Below are 19,644 nucleotides of genomic sequence, written 5' to 3'. Positions count from 1 at the left end.
TTTTATTCTTCTGACATCACAAAGGTTATTTTGAGCACCACCCCGATCACCAGCAGGTATACGCCAATATCGAACAGGATAGGGGTGCCCGGTTTGCCGATAATCGGGATGTAAAAATCAGCCCAGTAGGCATGCATGAACGGCTGTCCGAATACCAGACCCACAACGCCACTGCCAGCTGCCAGGAGCAGACCGGTGGCAATGATGTAGATGGGCTCGATGCGGATCATGCGCTCTTTCATCTCCGGGTGCCGGGCCAGTTTTCTGCGGCGCCACACATTCACCCGCATCATGCGCATCAGGTAGAGGGACCGGCTCTGGTTAGGCTGTCTCGGGTAGCCGTAGAGATTTATCTTCAGGAAGGTATCCACGGTTTGCTGCGGTCCGTGGGTCATGGTATGAAATACAAAGGCAATGGCCCCGATCAGACCGCCGATAAACCCCCCGCCCGGGTGGTTATGCCCCCTAAACAGGGTATAGACCGAGAAGATGATGAAGATCGGTATGAGGATGCGGATGGCGACCGCAAGAATGACGGTTTTCATGGTTTGTCTCCTTTCTGCATGCGTAGTTTCAGCATTGCCAGTATACCAATGGCCGCTACGGCCAGCACCACGATCTCACCCAGCGTATCCAGTGCCCGGAAGTCTACCAGGATCACGTTCACGATGTTGCGCCCCTGTCCGAGCAGGTAGCTGTTCTCGCCATAGTAGGCTTTCAGCTGGGAGTCAAGCGGGTACTGCTTCACGATCAGGATCACATAAGTCATCATGGCCCCAAAAGCCAGCGAAAGCAGCACATACTTGTAGCGCTCTGAGGCATGTGAGAGGTAGCGGAATGCCGGTAGTTTGTGCAGTATCAGTACGAAGATCACGACTGTCAGCGTTTCGATGAGCAGCTGCGTGGCGGCCACATCAGGCGCACCGAAGAGGATGTAAAACAGTGCCATAGAATAACCAATGATACCCATTACGGCAATAGAGGTGAGGCGGGAGCGTGACTTGAACAGGAAGATCAGCGCTGGCACGATCATCAGTAGCAACACCACTTCGTACATGCGCAACTGCGAGAGCTCCGGTAGTCGGTTAACGAGCTCCAACCGGGGACCATCCTTCCAGAGGGAGAGCACGATCAGGGCGATGTGTGCTGAGATGATGGCTGCGATGTAGCTGCGCAGGTAGCCGTTCTGAATGGCAGCTGTAATTTTGGTAGCGCCAGCCAGGAAACCTTTGAGCGAGAGCTGGTACAGGTTAGCCGGACCTAAGCGGTAGATTCCGTTGAAACGGTTGGCGTAGCTAAGCAGTCGGTTAGAAAAGCGGTAGACGACATAGCCCAGCGCCACCGTAAGCAGACTAAGGCCCAGCACCAGATTGAAACCATGCCACAGCGCCAGTTCAAACACCTGCTCGACTCCCAGCATTGCCTCTGCGGCGCGGCGTAGCAGCGGCGTTACAAAGAAGCCCGGCAGCAGGCCAAACACCAGTCCGGTGCTGGCCAGGATGACCGGCGGCAGGTAGAGCATGGCTTTGTCGGGGTGCTGCAGGGGTGTAGGCTCAACGGCACGACGCCAGAAAACGCCATAACCTATGGCAATCGCCACAGCCACAAACACCATCCCCGAAAAGAAACTCACGGCAAAGAGCATCCAGCGGAAAGGGCTTTCTTCGAGCGCGGCCTCATACACCAGCTCTTTGCCGATGAAGCCAAAGAAGGGAAGCAGACCAGCCATGGACATACCGGCCAGCAGCGCCGCAATAGCCGTGAAGCGCATGGAGCCGGACAGGCCAGTGAGTTGGGTCAGGTCACGGGTGCCGGTGGCGTGGTCTACGTTGCCGGCCACCAGGAAGAAGGTGCCTTTGTAGAGCGCGTGCGCCAGCAGAAACACTACCATGGCCTCCAGTGCAGGAGCAGTGCCTATACCTGTCATGGTCACCAGCAGACCCAGTGCACTGATAGTGGTGTAAGCGAGGATAGCTTTGAGGTCAACGTGCTGGGTGGCAAGCAAAGCACCTAATATGGTCGTGATGCCACCGATCAGCATTAAGGTATACTGCCATTCGTCAGTGCCTCCCATGACAGGGGTGAGCCGGGCCAGCAGGTATACGCCTGCTTTCACCATGGTAGCCGAGTGCAGGTAGGCGCTGACCGGAGTGGGAGCTGCCATGGCATTGGGCAGCCAGAAGTGAAAAGGAAACTGGGCCGACTTGGTAAAAGCTCCCAGCAGGATCAGCACGAGGGCCGGCAGGTATAGCGCATGCTTTGTCACCACATGCCCCCGCTCCAGCAGTTCGCTCAAGGTATAGGTTTCGCCGGCCATGCCCACCAGTATCAGGCCAGCCATCAGGGCCAGACCACCGAGCCCGGTAACGAGCAGTGCCTGCAGCGCCGAGTTGCGGGAGCTCTCCTTGTCATGCCCGAAGCCGATGAGCAGGTATGAACTGATACTGGTGAGTTCCCAGAAAACAAAGAGCGAAATGATATTACCAGCGAGCACTAGTCCCAGCATCGCCGTCATGAACAGCGTCAGGTACAGGTAGAAACGCCCCAGCAAGGGATGACCTTTGAGGTAACCTCCCGCGTATATCATAATGAGTGTTCCGAAGCCCGTGATCAGCAGGGCAAAAAGCAGACTGAGTCCGTCCAGAAAGAAATGCAGGTTGATGTTGAGAGAGGGAGCCCATTGTTGCACTTCACCTAAATTGTTGCCTCCCAGCACGGCAGGAGCCAGTGTGAGCAGGTATATAAAAATAGATAGGGGCAGCAGGGCCATGGGCACGTATACCCATTTGCCGAGCCAGCGGTAGAGCATAGGCGCGGCAAATGCCAACAGGAAACCTGCGAGTATAGCTAAAAACATCAAAAATGCTTAGTTTGTAAATGTATCCTTGTTAATTTCGTAGCTGATTTAACACATAGTACCAATCTGCGCATTTATTGTTACGTCAGGGTCGAAATTGAGGGGGAGAGCAGGAAAAGGACAAGCGCAGCAAACGATAACCCAAAAACCAAAACATCATCATGAACACGCTGAAACGTATTATGGTGGGGCTCGACCTGTCGGAAATGGACGATACCCTGATCTCCTACACCGCATTTCTTTGCTCCATTTCTGAAATAGAGAAAGTTTACTTCATCCACGCCGAGAAAAGCCTCGACATACCTGCAGAGGTGCTGAAGGGAATTCCGAACGGCATGGCAGTCGACGAAAAGATCCGCGTGGCCATGGAGGAGAAGATTTTCAGTTACTTCGGACCGGAGCAACGTTCGAAAGTAGAAGTGCAGGTAGTGGAGGGATCTCCGCTGAAGGAGCTGTTGCACTGGTCCAAAGAAAAGCAGATCGACATGGTGGTCGTAGGCCGCAAGTTCCATTTGCGTGGAAGTGGCGTACTGGCCCAGAAGATCCTGCGCAGTGGGCGTGTGAGCGTACTGTTCGTGCCTGAGAATGAAGATCCGATCCTGAACCACATCATGGTCAGCGTTGACTTTTCTGAATACTCATTGATGGCACTCGATCGCATCCTGCACTCAGCACTTACAAGACCGGAAGTGCGCATTACCTGTCTGCATGTTTACGAAGTGCCAACCGGCTACATTACGCTGGGCATCAGCTACGAAGACTTTGACGAACGCATGCAAGGCTTTGCCCGCGACAAGTTTGAGCAGGTACTGGCCCGTTTCCCTGAACTGCGGGACCGTGCCACACTACGACTTGTGAAGCAGGAAAACGAGGACGATGTGGGAGAACTGATCGTAGTGGAGGCGAAGCGCGCCAGAGCCGACATGCTGGTAATTGGTGCCAAAGGAAAGTCAGCTGCCGCTCTCTTTGTGCTGGGTAGCGTGACAGAGAAAATTCTACGCCACAACGACGACATGCCAATGATTGTCTATAAGAAGGAAAAAGAGGAGCTTGGCTTCCTGGATGCGCTTCTGGGCAACGATTAAGACCTGCTTCTAAAGCGGAATTTAAATTATGACGAAAGACCTGCTATACCTGAGGGTGTGGCAGGTCTTTTGGTTTGCCCGCCACTGCCAATACTAACATCCCAAGCAGACCAGCCAATGCTGAAGCCGCGTAAATACTGATCTTCACAAGCGTGAGCTGCTCCGGCGCAGCAAAAGCCTGCTGCGCCTGGAAGAGCGACAGCATAAAGCCCGCACCCAGTAGCAGAGCGCCGCCGGTCAGTTGACCCCAGTGCAGCCCTGCAGGTATGCGCGCTATACCTGTGAGCGAAAGCAGCCAGGCAAAAAGCAGCATTCCGATTGGTTTGCCGAGGACCAGGGCGAGGAATATACCCATCGGCACGGGGCCAAGCAGGTCACGCCAAACAAAGCTGTTGTAGGCGAAGGGCACAAAAGCCAGCGCAAAAAGGGGTAGGGCCAGGTAGGCAGCCCAGGGCAGGAGCCTTTGCTGCAAGCGCCGCAGCGGTGACAGGGCTTTTGTGCTGTTAGCCCGCAGGGTATGCGCAGCCGCCTGAAAATCTTCCTCCATTTCTTCGCCGGGTTCCGGGCGCTTCATCATGCGCAGGGCATGGAGCTGTCCCATCACAGTATCGGTGGAGGTTACAAAGTCTTCTTCTCTCACCCGCGAGTGGATCGGCATGACCAGCGCCAGCAACACACCTGCCACGGCTCCCTGCACACCTGCCAGGAGAAAACTAACCAGCATGACCAGCCCCAGCAGCAGGTATAGCCACATGGTGCGGTTGCGGAGCGCCCGCAGCACCACGAGCAGGCCAAACACGCCGGTGGCAACCGAAAGTGCCAGCAGGTTGTGGGTAGAGGTATAGAGCACCTGACTCAGCAACAAACTGCCTATACCTTGCATGATCGCGGTGGAAGACAGGAATACCCGCAGGGAAAGCGGCAGGGAATTGCTTGCCAGCGCCAGGAGCGCCAGAACTGCCGCCACATCGGCAGTGGCCACTACAGGCCAGCCTGCCTGTGCAGCAGGGGGAGCCAGGTATAGGTAGACCGCAACAGGTATAAGCATACCTCCTAAAGCGGTAGTAAAGGCAAAAATCATATCAGACTTTGCCTTCAGCTCGCCCACACGAAGCACCCGCTTCAGTTCCATGCCAAGTATAAGATATAAAAGTGGCAGCAAGGCCTGCTGCACCCAATAGCCGATTGGTTTGGCTATGGTGTAGGCTCCAAATGTGATGGTCAGCGGATTTTCCCACAGGTATAGCCAGGAAGCACCCCAAGGCGAGTTGAGCCAGGACAGAGCCAGTAGCGCAACAACCAGTGTCAGGGTACCTCCACGCACCAGCACCTGTTCGAATTTTTCGAAGGAGTAGGTTATGCGATTGAGCAAAGTGGGTTCAGCAGCCAAGGTATAAAGGAATAGCGATATTTAGATTCACCTTAGAGACGTAGCAAGTCCTGAAAAGTTTTGGTCCTGCTGTACCTTATGCTGCTATTCTACCACTTCTTTGGCAATGTAGCGGGAGTTCATGATGCTGAGCGCGCCCATGTACTTCAGATTAAAGTTCAGCACATCGCCCACCCTGTAGTTCTGTTCGTTTACGCCAAGCTCCACCACCAGCATATCAGAACTGGCTCCGACCACACTCAGGCCATCATCTTTGGGTATAAGGTATTTTGGGTTGATGTCCAGCAGACCTACATCCAGGATGGCACGGTGAGAGGTTTTGCCGTAGAGGCTCTCGTCGATCTCGAAACTCTCACCACTTGGGTTCTCCGCCAGCATACCGATCGGGATCATGGGCTTTTCGTTCAGTTCAATGATCTCGGCGCTTAGCTCGAACACATCGTCGTGCATGCCTTCAAAGGTTTCGCCGGTAAACAGGTTGAGCCCAAAAAACAAGGCCTCCCCAATCCGGAAATGGTTAATGCCCTTTGGCATCTGGTGGTTGAAGAGCAGGGGAATGGTAACCGAGGTGCCACCAGACACCCAGGGAATTTCGATGTTGAACTTCGCTTCGATGATCTGCTTGTACAGGCTCAGCTGTATCAGTTTGTCCTGCGTCGGCATCACGCCGTGGAGGCAGTTGAAGTTGGCACCAAGCCCGATGACGGAGATGCCGGGCAGGTTGAAGATCTGCTCGTAGAAGTCCACCAGGTCGTCGCCCATCACACCTTCCCGCAGGTCACCCATCTCGATCATGATGATGACCTTATGCGTTCTGTTTTGCCGCTCAGCCTCTTCAGACAGCAGCCGGATAATGTCGAGCTCTGTCTCAAAGCTCACATCGGCGTATCTGATGATGTCGGGAATGCTTTGTTTCGGAGCTGGTTTGATGTATACGGTCTGCACATCGGGTGCCATGTTCTTAATTGTGATCAGGTTGGTCACCCTGGAATCGTGGACCTCCTTTACGCCGAGGGCAAGCACCTCCTTCAGGAAAGTCTCTTCGCCGCAAAGTAGCTTGGTGACGATGCCCCAGTCGATGTTCCTTTCGCGGAGCACCTGGTCGATGTGGTTGTAATTGTGTCTGAGTTTGGAGCGGCACAGTTTTAAGACTGCCATTATATTATCTGATAAGTCTGTATTCTAAATATTTGTTGGTGAAGCCCATTTTTTCGTACAGGTGGCGAGCCGGATTGTCGGGCTCCACGTGCAGCGCAATGCTGCCCTCTGTTGTTTCGGCAGCCAGCTGTACCAGCTTTTTGCCTACGCCCTTGCCACGCTGACTGTTGTGAACGGCCACATAAACCAGTATATTTTCAGGGATATATCCGCTCATACCTGTATTATTCAGTATTAATGCGCCCACAACCTTTCCGTTCTCCCGTGCTACCAATACCGAACCGCCTTTGCCCTCTGCATCCGAGAGCGCATAATCCATGCACTTGGCTATGTCTTCGCGGGCGTCGCCGTACTGGTCCAGGTGCTCAAAGAGGAAGTCAAGCACTTCGTCGTGGTTTAGCTGCCGGTGGTTGGTAGGGGTGTGGATTTCGTATTGGACGGAGTTGTTTTCTGCCATTTCTCTTCTTCAGTTTTATTTGGGTATAGTATAGTTAACGTAATGTAAAGCACAAGGGAAGCCGTGAGGCCAAATAAATTGGGATCTAGGCCGTAGGGCAAGCCAAAGCTCAGATCGAGCCACGGCATGTGTACGATGCCTTCGGTATTCATGGTTACCTGCAGCAGAATGGTGGTAAAGCCCCCGACTAGCATCGCCCAAAATGCGGCCACACTGCTACGGCGTTTCCAGAAGAGCGCCCCGATGATCGGCACAAACAAACCGGACACCATAAAGGCGTAGGAGTAGAGCATCAGGTCGAGCACATTGGTCATGGTGGTGGCCAGCCAAAGCGCAAATGCCCCGACGAGCAGCGTGATCAATTGCGACAGGCGCAGCATTCTGGGAGAATCAGGATCAGATTTCGTGAAGTGCCCGATCACGTCGGTCACAATATTGCCCGACGAAGCCATCAGGCAACTGTCGGCGGTAGAAAGGATGGCGGAGAAATAAGCCGAGAGCATCAGCCCCATCAGGCCAACCGGCAGTACCGAGCGCAGGAGCATCGGCAGCCCTGACTCCGGATCCACATCCGCGCCTACGCCTAGTGCTTCAAACATACCCTGTTCCGCTGCCACTCTTGCCAGTATACCTAAGCTCACACCCATAAATGCCATGATCGGCCATTCGAACAGGCCGGCCAGGTACCAGGCACGCTTGGCAGTTTTTTCGTCGCGGCAGGCGTAGATGCGCTGGTAGAGCGTCATGCCCACAAACCAGATCGGAATGATGGTGATAGCCCAGTTCACGATCTGCTGCCAGGTGATGTTGGTGAGCGTCAGAAACTCTGCAGGCAGGGTGCTACGGATGGCTTCCATGCTGCGACCGGACTGTGCAGACACCCAGGCAAAATCTGTGAGCTGACCAAAGCCAATCTGCTCCACGCCACCACCGACAGCCAGAAAGGAAACAGGTATACCGATGAAGATGAGTCCGCCCATCAGAATCGCCCACTGTACGGTGTCTGTATAGATCACCGCTTTGAGGCCCCCCATAACAGTATAGACCACCGCTATGATGCCCATGATCAGCAGGGCCGTGTTGAGGTCGAGGTTAACGAATGTGCCGCTGGCCAGCTTGGCCCCGGCCAGAATCTGCGAGCTGGTAAAGCCGGTATAGCCGATGGCTGAGATAATGCCGGCCAGCAGTGCCACGCGAGCGTTGAAGTAGTGGCCAAAAATCTGTGGGAAGGTGAGGAATTTGTCGAATGCCGGGTTACGCTTCACTTTAGGTATAAGAAACATTGCCGCCAGCCAGGCACCGAGCAGGCCGGTAAAGAGCATCCAGGCACCGGAGAGCCCCATCACGAAGCCCAGTCCGCCCAAGCCGATGGAGAAGCCGCCCCCCACATCCGTTGCCACCACCGATAGACCAATGTGCCCGCTGCCCATACCTCTGCCACCCACATAATAATCGTCTGCACCCTGGTTCTTTTTGAGGAAGTAGAATCCAACGCCCAGCATGGCCAGCATGTAGAGCACGAATATGGTAAGGTCGAGTATGTGCATGTATTAGAATAGTATAAGTTTGAGTATAGGCTATTAGTATCGCTGATTATGAATATACTCAAAATTTTGCTGAAAAGCTTGTTTTAGTAGCTAAAAGTAGTCCTAAGGGCAAGGATTAGCTAAAATGAAGTGTGGCTTTTGTGCAAATTGTTTAAAGATGTATGACAGGAAGAGCGTGGACAAAAAAGGTGTGAAAGGGTGAATTTTGTTAGGATAATAATATTTAGGAGGAGCTGGTGATGTGTGTAATCAGGTTGATGATACGGACAGTTAATGGAAGCGGATTTTACTATAAAAATGATAAAAACTGAATATAATTTCAAGGTTTTGTTTATATTGGGTAGGTGCTATATTTATGTGAGCTCGGTGGTTCACCAGATATAGTGCAGATAGTGGGAGTAGGTATTCCTGTTATACACTAGTTGGCATTAATTTAAGATGAATAAATACAGGGTAGAACTAATAATTATTTTGATAGGCGTACTAATAGGTATTGTCTTTACTTATATTAATGTACTTTATTTCTTACTGTTTATAGTCTTAGTTGCTGTAGTTGCTGTTGTTTCCCTGATAACGTTCTTTGTGGGACTGTTCAACAAATCAAAAGCAAAATCAATTGGACTTGCATGCTTTATTTCTTCAGTACTTTTAATGGGCACCTACTTAGGAATGGGCAGACTAATCAAAATAAAAAGATAGCAAGTAGCATCAACAGTGATTAGCGACATTGAAGCTTACAGACTGAAAAAAGGAATATATCCTCTAAATTTAAATGAAATTGATGCCGAACAAAGGCTTAAAATACTTAGGTACACACCTAATGAAAGTAGAGATTCATACACTGTAAGCTATCTTATGAATGGCTACCATAGAACAGTTTATAGTAGCAAAACTGGTACTTGGACTGCAATGCAATAGAAAAACAAATGCCAACAAAGTGCATAATTTATGCTACGGCTTTGCCTTACACACATTATAGCACCAGCACGTTAGCTGGAATTCCCCCCATATTAACTATTGATTTCTCACGCTAACGCTGCTGCGTATAATTCTTGTATCCCTTGCAAGACCGGATTTTAATTGACGCTTTTAAGCTCGGGTGGCATTCTGGTTGGAATGTAGAGAGCCTTCTGTGGAAGAGGGCTTTGAGGTGATTTCAGTGGTGGCTCCCTTGGGAGACCCCGATCAGGATACTTTCAATACCTACAGTACATTCCCCTGGGATCATTTTTCTTTCACTTCATTCCTTACAGCTATGAAAAAGAAAAGCACACCCATGGAGATTGTCAACCCCCGCGCCGCCGGCATCGACGTGGGCAGCCGCTCCCACTTTGTGGCCGTGGGCCAGGGGGCGGATCAGGTGCGGGAGTTCGGTGTTTATCAGGCTGACCTACGGGAACTGACCCAGTGGCTGCAGGAGCAGCAGATCACCACCGTGGCCATGGAGAGCACGGGCACCTACTGGCAGAGCCTGTTCACGGCCCTGCAGCAGGCGGACCTGGAGGTGCTGCTCTGCAACGGCAAGTTCACCAAGAACATCAAGGGGCGCAAAACGGACGTGCAGGACTGCCAGTGGATCCAGCGCCTGCACTCGCTGGGGCTGCTCTCGGGCAGCTTCCTGCCTGACGCGGCCACCGAGGAGCTGCGCACCTACTGCCGCCACCGCGCCTCGCTGCTGGAGACGGCGGCCGTCACCACCCAGAAGATGCAGAAGTACCTGCGCCTTTTGAACCTGCGGCTCGACGTGGTGGTGCGCGACATCACCGGCCAGACAGGCATGGCCATCATCGAGGCCATCTGCCAGGGGGAGACGGACTCCATGCGCTTGGCCTGTTTCCGCCACGGCAACTGCCGCAAGTCAAAGGAGGAGATCGCCCGCGCCCTGCACGGCAACGGCCGCCGGGACCTGCTCTTCGCTCTGTCCCAGGAATTGGATATGTACAAAACCCTGCAGCAGAAAATTGCCGCCTGCGACGCGGCCATCGAGCAGCTGCTCAAAGAGCAGATTGGAGCAGACGAGGAGAGGCGGGAGCTGAAGGCTGATCCCAAGCCCTATAAGCGCGTCAACAAGAACGCGCCCCAGCAAATGGACCTCAACCAGCTGGCCTTCCAGTACTACGGCGGGGTGGACCTGCTAAAGATAGAGGGGGTGAGCCACGCGACGGTGATGGCGCTCATGAGCGAGGTGGGCGCGGAAGGAATAAGAAAGTTTCCCACGGCCAAGCAGTTCTCCAACTGGCTCAAGCTCTGCCCCAACACCAAGGTGAGCGGCGGGCGGGTGCTCAGCTCCCATATCCCCAAGGGCAGCAACCGTCTGAAGATCGCCCTGAGGCAGGCGGCCAATGTGATCGGTAACCTACGCGAGACGCACCTGTCGGACTTCTTTAAAAGGGTGGCTTTCCGCAAAGGGCGGCAGGCGGCGGTGAGCGCCACGGCCCGCAAGCTGGCGGTGATCATTTGGCACATGCTCACTTACCGCGTGCCTTACAACCCGCCCACCCAGTACCTGTTCCTCGATGAGAAAAGAAAGCTTAAGCTCGTGCAGCGGATAAAGAAAAACATCACTAAATTAGACCTCAAGCCTGAAGAATTAGGCTTCGCAACTGCCTGAAAAATAAACGTTAGTCAGGATTTAAAGAATTAGAAATTGAAGCAACCTGTACAAGAAATAGTCTCAAGAGAATTAAATAATGATGGAGTAAGAGCATTGCTTGAATACTTATCAAATGGTATTGACGAGACTGTTAACTTCGGTTCACATATTCTGAAATGGGATTTAGATACAGCAAGAGGTAGTGACGAGAATCTACCAATAATTTTATCACTTCGACACTTTTTAGAACTCATAGATTCTATTTCCATACTTATTAAAAGCTCGTCTGTTGATCCTTGTAAATTAATCCTAAGGGGTGCACTAGAGACCTATTTTAGTATAGAATATCTACTTGAAGATAAAACCATTGACCGTAGCATGGCTTTTATGGTGTGGCACACGCATAAAAATTTAAAATCTTACAAAAGGTTAGATCCTAGAAATGAACAGGGTAAGCAACTTCAGCATAAATTGAATAGTGACAAATCTGTTAATGGGTTTAAAATACCTGAAATACCAGAATTGAATCATGCTATTGTAAATCTTGAGTCACTGCTTCAAAAACCGGATTATCATAAAGCAAACCAAGAATACCTGCGAATTAAAGAAAAGGGTGAAAAGAATCCCGCGTGGTATAGACTTTTTGATGGTCCAAAGAATGTTCAAGAGCTTGCGGAACATTTAAAGCTTTCAGGTCTCTATGAAACTTTATATCGTTCTTGGTCAGGTCCTACACATGGAACAGATATTCTTCAAGGAAAGCTGTTTGGCTCAGTTGATAATAAGGCAGAAATTGTGCAGATAAGATATCCAAAGGATGTTCAAATGATTACCAGCTATGCAATGACTTTTTCCTTGAAAACATTTTCAACAATCATTAATAAAAGGCTCCCACTCAAAAAGAGAGAATATGATGATTGGTATTCATCCATTAAGGGCTTACATCAGCGAGTAGCAAGTAAAGAGCAGTTAATAAACATTAAGCTAGACTGAAGAATAACACAAGCTAACAAAGTTCATACAGAACCTTTCGCTAATACTTCAGGCTCCGCATGCACGAGTACCGTTAGGCTACAATAAAACTATGGAATGCTAAGACTATACAAGAGAAAACTCCCGAGTTGTGATAAGCTATTTAAGGAGTTTCTAAGTCCATGGTATCCAGAAGAAGAAAGAACTGAAATGACTCGTCCGGACATGTATGTTATAGCGGGTTATGAAGGAAGACCTCTTGATATGGATGAACTACAGTATTTGCAAGAAGATGTATTACAGGAAGTACAGGGATACATCAAAGATGTAACTGACGCTGCACTACAAGACTTCAAAAATATCGTTAATGCCAACTCTCTGAATCTTGAAGTTCTCGATAGAGTTGACAGGTTTTATGACAGAGTGAATGTTGCGCAAATAATAAAGCAAAGTAATCCGGAAGATTTTTCAAACCAGTACTTAGTATCTGTTTGTGAGTTGGGAGCTACATTAGGTTATTTGTTCAAGCAGTCACAAGAATTTGACTGGTTATACTCTTACCCATACTTTCATTCTATCATAGTGCATAAAGAAACAGGATTCGGTATTACTGTTTTTGATTGGGCAGTAAAGAAGTTTAGCGAGTATGGTATAGAAGATGGGCTTGCGGCTAAGTTTCAGGCAGCCTTAGATGGAATAGAAAACTATAAAAAAGAGAATAATATCCTAGCCTAACCAAGCACATGTGCAAAGCTTCGGCTGAAAGCCTCGCTCACCTCATGTACGAACATGTTCCCATAAAGACAACCCTCCCACAATAAATCACATGAAGCTAAAATACTACCTTATTCCACTCGCTTTTGTGGCTATATCTTGCAGCGCTTCCAAGAATACCGGCTCCACTTCAAATACTGCCTCCGCTAAAGGTATGGTTGACTACGGTAGTCCGGTGCACGAGCAAAAGCTACTGAATGAAACTACTTTCGTGATAGCAGAAGTCAGCGAGGACAAAACCTACGGCTATGACAGCAAAAATCCGATCATGGTGGGAGGCGCTGATAAGTCGGAGGGGCCTCTTAATGAAAGGCGATTCCTGAATGCGCTGGCAGGTCCAAACGGTGAACCCATCAGTTATCACCGGCTTGGAAGCTGCTGTAGTTTTCAGTCCAAAAACGGGATGATGGGTGGCGGCCTGCTCGACAAGTACAGCATCACCTACGAAGGTCTGGCAGAGCCGATCATTCTGTACATAAACATGTATGACTCTGACAATCTGAAAATACCGGTTGGTTTTACCTTGAAGCAATAAGTTTAACTAAGTCGATATGACCATGGCAACTACAAAAGACTTAACAGCAACACAGCAGGAAGAATTATTCAGCACCCTGAAAACCCGATTCGAAAAAAACATGCAGCGCCATGCAGGTATAACCTGGACGGATGTGCTAGCGAGACTAGAGGTGGATCCTGCTAAACTGTGGTCGCTGCACGAAATGGAGCGCACTGGTGGTGAGCCGGATGTGGTAGGGCATGATCAGCAGACAGGGGAATACATCTTTTACGACTGCGCAGCAGAGAGCCCCAAAGGACGCCGAAGCGTGTGCTACGACCGCGAAGGATTGGAGTCCAGAAAAGAGCACCGGCCAGAAAACAATGCCGTGGATATGGCTGCTGAAATGGGCATTGAACTGCTCACAGAGGCTCAATACCGGGAGCTACAAAAGCTTGGGAAATTCGATCTAAAGACGTCGAGCTGGATCCAAACGCCTGCTGAGATCAGAAAGCTAGGAGGTGCTCTTTTTTGCGACCGACGCTATGATCATGTTTTCGTCTATCACAACGGGGCACAATCCTACTATGCTGCGAGAGCGTTCCGGGGCTCCCTGACGCTTTGATCAGCAAATTCGAAATTGGAGTATTGACCTGCCCATTCTGGAAATTACAGGCTATGGCTATCTATTTTTTTAACTACTTCAACGATAATACAAACTTATTATTACGCTTCATGAAGATCAGATCAAGTCTAGCATTAATACTGGCAGTTATTCTTGCAGGCTGTCAGCTTAGTCAGGAAGTAGACCCTGTAGAAGAAGAAGATAACCTGCTGGTTGTCGATTGGAAGGGCCGGAAAAGCGACACGCATGGAAAGGAAAAAGCCATGGTATACCTCTACGATTCTGAGGAGGCCTGGCGCACACCTTATGCAACACCTGTAGCATCAGCAAGTCTGTCCGACATAAGGCCCAAGAATGGAGGCACCATCACTCCCGTAAATTCAGCGACCTTCAAAAACCTGGCTCCCCAGAAATACTGGATCAAGATTATTAATGCCTACAACCATAATGCTCTAATAGAGCATAACCAGAACCTTCCCTACATTCTGGAAACGCCCCTGCACAAAGGGACTATAACTTCAACAGCAGTTGAAACCGAAGCAGAGACACTGCTGGAATACAGGCTTAAAAAACTGACAATAAATGCTTTGCCTGAGATAAAAGCCAACCCGGATCAGCGTGTGAAGGTTATTTTCAAAAAGTTTTATCCCAGCAGCTATGCCGGGCCACTTCCTACCACTTATTATGAGCAAGTGGTGTCTACAAATGATTTTCCGCTCAGCATTAACCTAAACGTGCCCATCAGAGAGTTTAACTCATGGTGGTGGCATCCCTACTTTTACATTTACTTAGAAACGGTTGATTTTCATATCTACAGATCGGCGGAGCTAAATGTATTTAACCTGATCAATAGCAATGGAGGAATGTACGATCGCCTGCATTACAAAGACCAGAACAATGAGCTGGTGTACACTATAAATGGAGATTGGATCATAAAAGAATAACCATGAAGAAATTTTTAGAAGCTTTTATGGTGCCGTTTCTCCTGCTGCTTTGCAACCAGGTTCAAGGTCAGCATACTCACCAGTTAGAAGTTAAGATAGGGGGCGGACTTGCAGCTGCTGCTGAAAGCCATAGCTTTGACAGCAAAGGATTTACTATTTCACAGAAAGCTGAGCGGGAAGGTTACTTCTTTTCAGCAAGTGTCGGGACAAATAAACTGCTGAAAGTAGTAGAGACTAGCTATAGCCTGCGCTACCTTACTTTCGATGATACGCAACTGCAATACACCAGCCCCGGAGCCGATATAAGCTCTCCCTGGCAGCAACTGAGCGCGATACAGCATTACGTGGGCGCTACCTACTACCCGTTCACAAATTATAACAGCCGTTTTTCTCCGTTTGTATATGCTGGCCTGGGGTATAACGTGCTGCAGTTTAGCCAGGAAAAAGGTGACGTAATTGCCAGTACTCCCGCCAAAGGAGATGTACTTCCAACCGTGGTAACATGGAATTTACCCGCTGCTAAAAGTACATTGGGCGCATTAGGCTACGAGGCCGCGGTTGGGTTAAAGTATCTGGATTCAGAAAAATTTGGTGTCTTCATGCAGCTACGGTACAATCAGATACATCAGAACAAGACAGACAGGTTGGCTGACAAGCTAAACATGCTGCAGGTGGAGGGTGGTTTTATTTTGAGAACACTTAAACAAAAGAGGGCTTTTTAGATGAAGAAGATATTTCTGGCAGCAGCTTTTTTGCCCGCCCTGGCTACAAACGCACAAAATCAGACGCTAAAGCCATTCGACCTGCAGGGGAAGGTGGTGCACAGTATGGATTATTCTCCTGACGGATTGTTGCTGGCCGGTGCCTATGATAATAACATACAGCTGTGGCAGCTCGGCAAAGACAGCAGCAGTTTTAAGCTTTCCGATACTGTCGGACCTGTTACGGACCTGGATTTTTCAAATGATAGCAGGTACTTGCTTGCCGCGCACGGCAACAGCGCAAAGATCTGGGATATAGAAAAGAGGGAAGTGATCCGCACTTTCGAGCAAAAAGGCGCACTGTTGGCAGTTGCCTATAGCCCTGATAGTAAATTTGTGGCTTTGGGGGGAAGAGACAGAAAAGTGCAGGTATGGCAAGCTGACTCAGGTGAACTACTCCATACTTTCGAAGGACATGGTAAAGAAATAACAGATCTGACATTCAGCCTCGACGGTGGCCTGCTGGTTTCTGCCAGTGCCGATAAAACTATTAAAGTATGGGATCTGCAGGCGAAGAAACTTATGAAGACACTCAAAGGGCACAAAGACTGGGTAAAAGCGCTTGCCCTGAGCAAAGACAGCACCCATCTTGTCAGCGCTGGTTTTGACGGTCGGGTACTCCTTTGGAACTTACCTGATAAAGAAGCAACAGCATACACTGCCAAGTTAAAACACCCGCATTCTAACTGGGTATCTGCACTGGATATCAGCAACAACAACGTTCTGGTAAGTGTGGGCCATGACAACAGAATAGCGTTGTATAACCTGAACGTTCAGGCTGATAAAAAAGGACCGCATTACTTTCAGGAAAAAATGTTCCGGCTGATTGAGCAACAGCCAAATCGTGTGCGCTTTAATCCTGGCACGCTTCAGTTAGCTGTAGCCACATTAGGTAATGGTATTTATTACGATGACTATTTCCAGCTTAATGTAAGGACTGCTCACGAATTCAAAATCATTTCGATTGACGGGGAGGGAGTTGGAGATGTCTTTACTGCTGTCGGTAACACGGCCACCCTGAGCGCCATGGTGACCCGCCCGGAAGAGGTAAAGAAAATCAGCATAACAAATGAGAAGACAAAGGAGGTGCAGGAGTATACAGATCCTGTTAGCGCTGAATTTACCTTTGAGGTAAAGCTGCCAGAGCAAAGTAATTCCTTTCAGGTGGTGATTGAAGACAAAGACAAAAATATTAGTCCAGTAAAGTATTATTTCAAATTAGAGACGACCGCCCAATAGCTCTTTGCATGCAAAAACGCCATTACGGTCGCCCTAAGTTCGAGAACTACGAATATGTATTGCTATACCTTTCAAAGTATGAAAAGGACAACAAGCTCTACCATCAAAAATATCAATACGACCCAGTTAAGAAGCATGACAACGGAAAATGGACAGGGTTGAATGATGAAAGTATAGCGGAGCTGTTTGAGAAAAAGAAGAACGAAGTGTTTAAAGCTCGTGGGATATTTAATTGAACATCATCTATGGACAGCCATACAAATCTATGAAACAAATTTACCTGTTATTCACTCTGCCTGCCCTGCTTTTATTTGCCCTTCCTGCCCAGGCACAAGACTGTAACTGCGCCGATGCCTTTGAGCAAACCGTGCAGAATTACGAAAAGAATTACTCTCTATTTCGCCTGAAAGTAACTGATAAGAATCAGGAGATCTACAAAGCGCACACCGGGGTATACCGCAACAAGGCCGCCGAGGTGCAGCAGATAGAGGACTGCCTGCCCGTTCTGCAGCAGTGGCTGACGTTCTTTCGGGATGGGCACAGCAGAATAGAGTATAGCGGTGCCAGCTGCACAGAGAACCGCAGTGAGCGAATTGAACTTGACCGAAAGCAGTACCAAGCCGACTACAAGAAGAAGAAATACAAAAAGAACGATTTGCTGGGCATCTGGAAGTACGGCAGTTACGAGGTAGCCATTATGCCGAACCCTCAGAGTACCGATAATAAAGACTTTGTGGGCGTGCTCCTCAGCAGCACCAACAGTCGCTGGAAGCCGGGCGATGTTAAGTTCAGGCTGTCGCACGTTTATGGCAACGACTACACTGCTGTTCACTTTATGGACGACCACAGCGCCAAAAAACTGAAAGCGAAGCTAGCTAATGCCCACACGCTGGAGCTTGTGAACTTTAACAACTGGACCAAGGTATGGCCGGAATCTGCCGTAGGCGAAAGTGCGGCAGACGAAAAGAACCTGTACAGTGAGTTTCATTTCCGGATGATCGATGGTGAGATCCCATACATCCGGTTTCCTAATTTTTATGAAAGAAAGCCTGCCTTCGTCGACAGTCTGCTCAAAGCCAACCACGACGCGCTTATTAATGCTGACTTTATCATTGTAGATGTAAGGGATAATGGGGGCGGTTATGATGCTGTTTATAGGCCAGCCTTTCCCTATATTCTGTCCGGGCCTATCAAAACTCCAAACAACGGTATCTGGATGTCTGAAGAGAACATAGCCATGATGCTGGAGGGCAAAGATCCGGCTGATTTTGATGAGGAGCAGATGGCAGAGTATAGGTATATGATGTCTTTTAAAGACTCCATCTTTTGGGAAGGTGATGGCAGTTATGCCGTTACCCACACTCCCAAGACGCTTTTCGCGCCGCATCAGAAAGTAGCTGTCCTGATAAACGGGAAAACCGGCAGCTCCGGAGAGACCTTTGTGTACCGGGTGAAGCAGAGTGACAAGGTGGTGCTCTATGGCCAGAACTCGGCAGGGGTTGTCGACGGTTTTCACCAGTTTACAAAACGCATCGGTTGCTTCGATCTAAAGTACCCTTCCTCATTCAGGGCCAGAGACGTGGCCGAAAATCCGGTAGACCCCTATGGCTTTGCGCCGGATGTATACCTGGATGAAGAGGTGGATGCACTGGAGTTTAGTATTCAGCACATGCGGCAGTTGGTCAAGGCACAGAAAGAGGGATCCGCAAAAAAGACCGCTAATCCATCAAAAGAATAGCATAGGCGGGCAATGAAGATACCCAGTCAGCGGCAACAGATAAACCAGAGGACAAGACTTAACTTCGCTTTCTAATTAACTTGCTATTTACTTATACCTATCCAAATGATGAAGCCATTTAAACTTATTACAGGCAGCCTGGTGTTGTCTGCTCTTTTGCTGAGCAGCTGTGCCTCCGATCCGGCTCAACAAACGGCCACCGCCTCCGGGGAAGTGCAGGTAGTAGGCGCCATGCGCAACGTGATGTGGAAAGGAGAGCTGGCCGGTACGATCGACCTGGATACCATTTCACAAAAAGAGCACCTGGTGGGGCTGGGGCCTGTAGAGTACCTGGCTGGTGAACTGATGATCCTGGATGGCAGATCTTATAAATCGGTGGTGACCAGCGACACGACAATGCAGGTAGAAGAGACCTTCGCCGCCAAGGCTCCCTTTTTTGTCTATACCCATGTGCCGGGCTGGAACGAACAAACACTACCCGATTCCATTCGCACCTTGCAGCAACTGGAGCTATACCTGGATAGCGAGACGCAAACAAGCAGACGGCCTTTTGCATTTAAAATAAGCGGAGAGGTAGAGCAGGCTATTATCCATATCGTCAACCTGCCGGCAGGTTCTACTGTCAGCTCACCCGACGAGGCTCACGAGGGACAGGTGAATTATACCTTAGCTGATGAACAGGTAGAGATTCTGGGCTTTTTCTCGACGGAACACAAAGCCGTATTTACCCATCACGACACTTTCATGCACCTGCACCTGATCACCAAAGACCGCTCTAAAATGGGTCACCTGGATGAAGTGGCCTTTAAAGCAGGTAGCCTGAAGCTATACCTGCCTGCAGAATAGACCAAAACTCTTCGACACAAGTCTTCATAACAGCTGCTATACCTGAGCACTAATACCAGGTATAGCAGCTGTTTTTTTATGGGTTTCCTCAATTTTTTCAGAATAACATGCAACTGATGGAGGTTAAATTGCATCTTAACTATATATTGCGGTAGGTATTCT

The 19,644-nt window shown here is 49.5% G+C and carries 18 protein-coding genes; 12 read left to right on the top strand and 6 right to left on the bottom strand.

Features of this window, described 5'->3' with window-relative positions:
• Positions 1 to 2 precede the first annotated feature (2 nt).
• Both AC5FXQ_RS18050 and AC5FXQ_RS18045 read right to left on the bottom strand, forming a co-directional pair.
• The gene (locus AC5FXQ_RS18050; RefSeq protein WP_493603811.1) at positions 3 to 545 is read right to left on the bottom strand and encodes an MnhB domain-containing protein; all 543 of its coding nucleotides are present in this window, start codon (positions 543 to 545) and stop codon (positions 3 to 5) included.
• Positions 542 to 2,857, bottom strand: a complete 2,316-nt coding sequence (locus AC5FXQ_RS18045) for a putative monovalent cation/H+ antiporter subunit A (RefSeq protein WP_493603810.1) — start codon at positions 2,855 to 2,857, stop codon at positions 542 to 544. The genes AC5FXQ_RS18050 and AC5FXQ_RS18045 overlap by 4 nt, the downstream gene beginning before the upstream one ends.
• 161 nt (positions 2,858 to 3,018) lie before the next feature.
• On the opposite strand from AC5FXQ_RS18045, the gene AC5FXQ_RS18040 reads away from it, so the two are divergent.
• Complete coding sequence (locus tag AC5FXQ_RS18040) at positions 3,019 to 3,942, top strand: universal stress protein (RefSeq protein ID WP_493603809.1); 924 nt, start codon at positions 3,019 to 3,021, stop codon at positions 3,940 to 3,942.
• A 43-nt stretch (positions 3,943 to 3,985) separates the two neighbouring features.
• Here the strand turns inward: AC5FXQ_RS18040 and AC5FXQ_RS18035 are convergent, their stop codons facing one another.
• The 4 genes from AC5FXQ_RS18035 to AC5FXQ_RS18020 all read right to left on the bottom strand — a co-directional run bounded on the left by AC5FXQ_RS18035 (position 3,986) and on the right by AC5FXQ_RS18020 (position 8,494).
• On the bottom strand, positions 3,986 to 5,314 hold the full coding sequence (locus tag AC5FXQ_RS18035; protein WP_493603808.1) for a Na+/H+ antiporter NhaA: 1,329 nt from the start codon (positions 5,312 to 5,314) through the stop codon (positions 3,986 to 3,988).
• A 102-nt stretch (positions 5,315 to 5,416) separates the two neighbouring features.
• Positions 5,417 to 6,490 carry an alanine racemase gene (locus tag AC5FXQ_RS18030; RefSeq protein ID WP_493603807.1) on the bottom strand — a complete coding sequence of 358 codons (1,074 nt, stop codon included), beginning with the start codon at positions 6,488 to 6,490 and terminating at the stop codon, positions 5,417 to 5,419.
• Positions 6,491 to 6,494: 4 nt separating this feature from the next.
• Positions 6,495 to 6,947, bottom strand: a complete 453-nt coding sequence (locus AC5FXQ_RS18025) for a GNAT family N-acetyltransferase (RefSeq protein WP_493603806.1) — start codon at positions 6,945 to 6,947, stop codon at positions 6,495 to 6,497.
• Positions 6,887 to 8,494 (bottom strand): sodium:solute symporter family protein, encoded by a 1,608-nt coding sequence (locus AC5FXQ_RS18020; RefSeq protein ID WP_493603805.1) that lies wholly within the window; start codon positions 8,492 to 8,494, stop codon positions 6,887 to 6,889. The genes AC5FXQ_RS18025 and AC5FXQ_RS18020 overlap by 61 nt, the downstream gene beginning before the upstream one ends.
• Positions 8,495 to 9,593: 1,099 nt before the next feature.
• On the opposite strand from AC5FXQ_RS18020, the gene AC5FXQ_RS18015 reads away from it, so the two are divergent.
• The 11 genes from AC5FXQ_RS18015 (at position 9,594) to AC5FXQ_RS17965 (ending at position 19,482) form a co-directional block, all read left to right on the top strand.
• Complete coding sequence (locus AC5FXQ_RS18015; RefSeq protein ID WP_493603804.1) at positions 9,594 to 11,105, top strand: IS110 family RNA-guided transposase; 1,512 nt, start codon at positions 9,594 to 9,596, stop codon at positions 11,103 to 11,105.
• 36 nt (positions 11,106 to 11,141) lie between these two features.
• The gene (locus AC5FXQ_RS18010; RefSeq protein WP_493603803.1) at positions 11,142 to 12,080 is read left to right on the top strand and encodes a DUF5677 domain-containing protein; all 939 of its coding nucleotides are present in this window, start codon (positions 11,142 to 11,144) and stop codon (positions 12,078 to 12,080) included.
• 96 nt (positions 12,081 to 12,176) lie between these two features.
• Positions 12,177 to 12,794: a hypothetical protein gene (locus AC5FXQ_RS18005; protein WP_493603802.1), complete on the top strand. Its 618-nt coding sequence runs from the start codon at positions 12,177 to 12,179 to the stop codon at positions 12,792 to 12,794.
• Between the two features lie 91 nt (positions 12,795 to 12,885).
• Positions 12,886 to 13,368 carry a hypothetical protein gene (locus AC5FXQ_RS18000; protein ID WP_493603801.1) on the top strand — a complete coding sequence of 161 codons (483 nt, stop codon included), beginning with the start codon at positions 12,886 to 12,888 and terminating at the stop codon, positions 13,366 to 13,368.
• Between the two features lie 16 nt (positions 13,369 to 13,384).
• Entirely contained in the window at positions 13,385 to 13,954 is a 570-nt protein-coding gene (locus tag AC5FXQ_RS17995; RefSeq protein WP_493603800.1) for a DUF4256 domain-containing protein, read from the top strand.
• Positions 13,955 to 14,064: 110 nt separating this feature from the next.
• Positions 14,065 to 14,898, top strand: a complete 834-nt coding sequence (locus AC5FXQ_RS17990; RefSeq protein ID WP_493603799.1) for a hypothetical protein — start codon at positions 14,065 to 14,067, stop codon at positions 14,896 to 14,898.
• 2 nt (positions 14,899 to 14,900) lie between these two features.
• A complete protein-coding gene (locus AC5FXQ_RS17985; RefSeq protein WP_493603798.1) occupies positions 14,901 to 15,620 on the top strand; it encodes a hypothetical protein in 720 nt (239 codons plus the stop codon).
• Positions 15,621 to 16,898, top strand: a complete 1,278-nt coding sequence (locus AC5FXQ_RS17980; RefSeq protein WP_493603797.1) for a WD40 repeat domain-containing protein — start codon at positions 15,621 to 15,623, stop codon at positions 16,896 to 16,898.
• Between the two features lie 8 nt (positions 16,899 to 16,906).
• Positions 16,907 to 17,134, top strand: a complete 228-nt coding sequence (locus AC5FXQ_RS17975) for a hypothetical protein (RefSeq protein ID WP_493603796.1) — start codon at positions 16,907 to 16,909, stop codon at positions 17,132 to 17,134.
• A gap of 29 nt (positions 17,135 to 17,163) precedes the next feature.
• Entirely contained in the window at positions 17,164 to 18,636 is a 1,473-nt protein-coding gene (locus AC5FXQ_RS17970) for a S41 family peptidase (protein WP_493603795.1), read from the top strand.
• A gap of 105 nt (positions 18,637 to 18,741) precedes the next feature.
• On the top strand, positions 18,742 to 19,482 hold the full coding sequence (locus AC5FXQ_RS17965; RefSeq protein WP_493603794.1) for an acetolactate decarboxylase: 741 nt from the start codon (positions 18,742 to 18,744) through the stop codon (positions 19,480 to 19,482).
• Positions 19,483 to 19,644: the final 162 nt, after the last annotated feature.

Source organism: Pontibacter sp. LHS1, from assembly GCF_058932855.1.
This window is presented reverse-complemented; position numbering and strand designations above follow the sequence as displayed.

Excerpts from the sequence above, each read along its gene's own strand:
- AC5FXQ_RS18050 (WP_493603811.1), bottom strand. The coding sequence starts at position 545 with ATGAAAACCGTCATTCTTGCGGTCGCCATCCGCATCCTCATACCGATC.
- AC5FXQ_RS18045 (WP_493603810.1), bottom strand. The coding sequence starts at position 2,857 with ATGTTTTTAGCTATACTCGCAGGTTTCCTGTTGGCATTTGCCGCGCCT.
- AC5FXQ_RS18040 (WP_493603809.1), top strand. The coding sequence starts at position 3,019 with ATGAACACGCTGAAACGTATTATGGTGGGGCTCGACCTGTCGGAAATG.
- AC5FXQ_RS18030 (WP_493603807.1), bottom strand. The coding sequence starts at position 6,490 with ATGGCAGTCTTAAAACTGTGCCGCTCCAAACTCAGACACAATTACAAC.
- AC5FXQ_RS18025 (WP_493603806.1), bottom strand. The coding sequence starts at position 6,947 with ATGGCAGAAAACAACTCCGTCCAATACGAAATCCACACCCCTACCAAC.
- AC5FXQ_RS18020 (WP_493603805.1), bottom strand. The coding sequence starts at position 8,494 with ATGCACATACTCGACCTTACCATATTCGTGCTCTACATGCTGGCCATG.
- AC5FXQ_RS18005 (WP_493603802.1), top strand. The coding sequence starts at position 12,177 with ATGCTAAGACTATACAAGAGAAAACTCCCGAGTTGTGATAAGCTATTT.
- AC5FXQ_RS18000 (WP_493603801.1), top strand. The coding sequence starts at position 12,886 with ATGAAGCTAAAATACTACCTTATTCCACTCGCTTTTGTGGCTATATCT.
- AC5FXQ_RS17995 (WP_493603800.1), top strand. The coding sequence starts at position 13,385 with ATGACCATGGCAACTACAAAAGACTTAACAGCAACACAGCAGGAAGAA.
- AC5FXQ_RS17990 (WP_493603799.1), top strand. The coding sequence starts at position 14,065 with ATGAAGATCAGATCAAGTCTAGCATTAATACTGGCAGTTATTCTTGCA.
- AC5FXQ_RS17985 (WP_493603798.1), top strand. The coding sequence starts at position 14,901 with ATGAAGAAATTTTTAGAAGCTTTTATGGTGCCGTTTCTCCTGCTGCTT.
- AC5FXQ_RS17980 (WP_493603797.1), top strand. The coding sequence starts at position 15,621 with ATGAAGAAGATATTTCTGGCAGCAGCTTTTTTGCCCGCCCTGGCTACA.
- AC5FXQ_RS17975 (WP_493603796.1), top strand. The coding sequence starts at position 16,907 with ATGCAAAAACGCCATTACGGTCGCCCTAAGTTCGAGAACTACGAATAT.
- AC5FXQ_RS17970 (WP_493603795.1), top strand. The coding sequence starts at position 17,164 with ATGAAACAAATTTACCTGTTATTCACTCTGCCTGCCCTGCTTTTATTT.
- AC5FXQ_RS17965 (WP_493603794.1), top strand. The coding sequence starts at position 18,742 with ATGATGAAGCCATTTAAACTTATTACAGGCAGCCTGGTGTTGTCTGCT.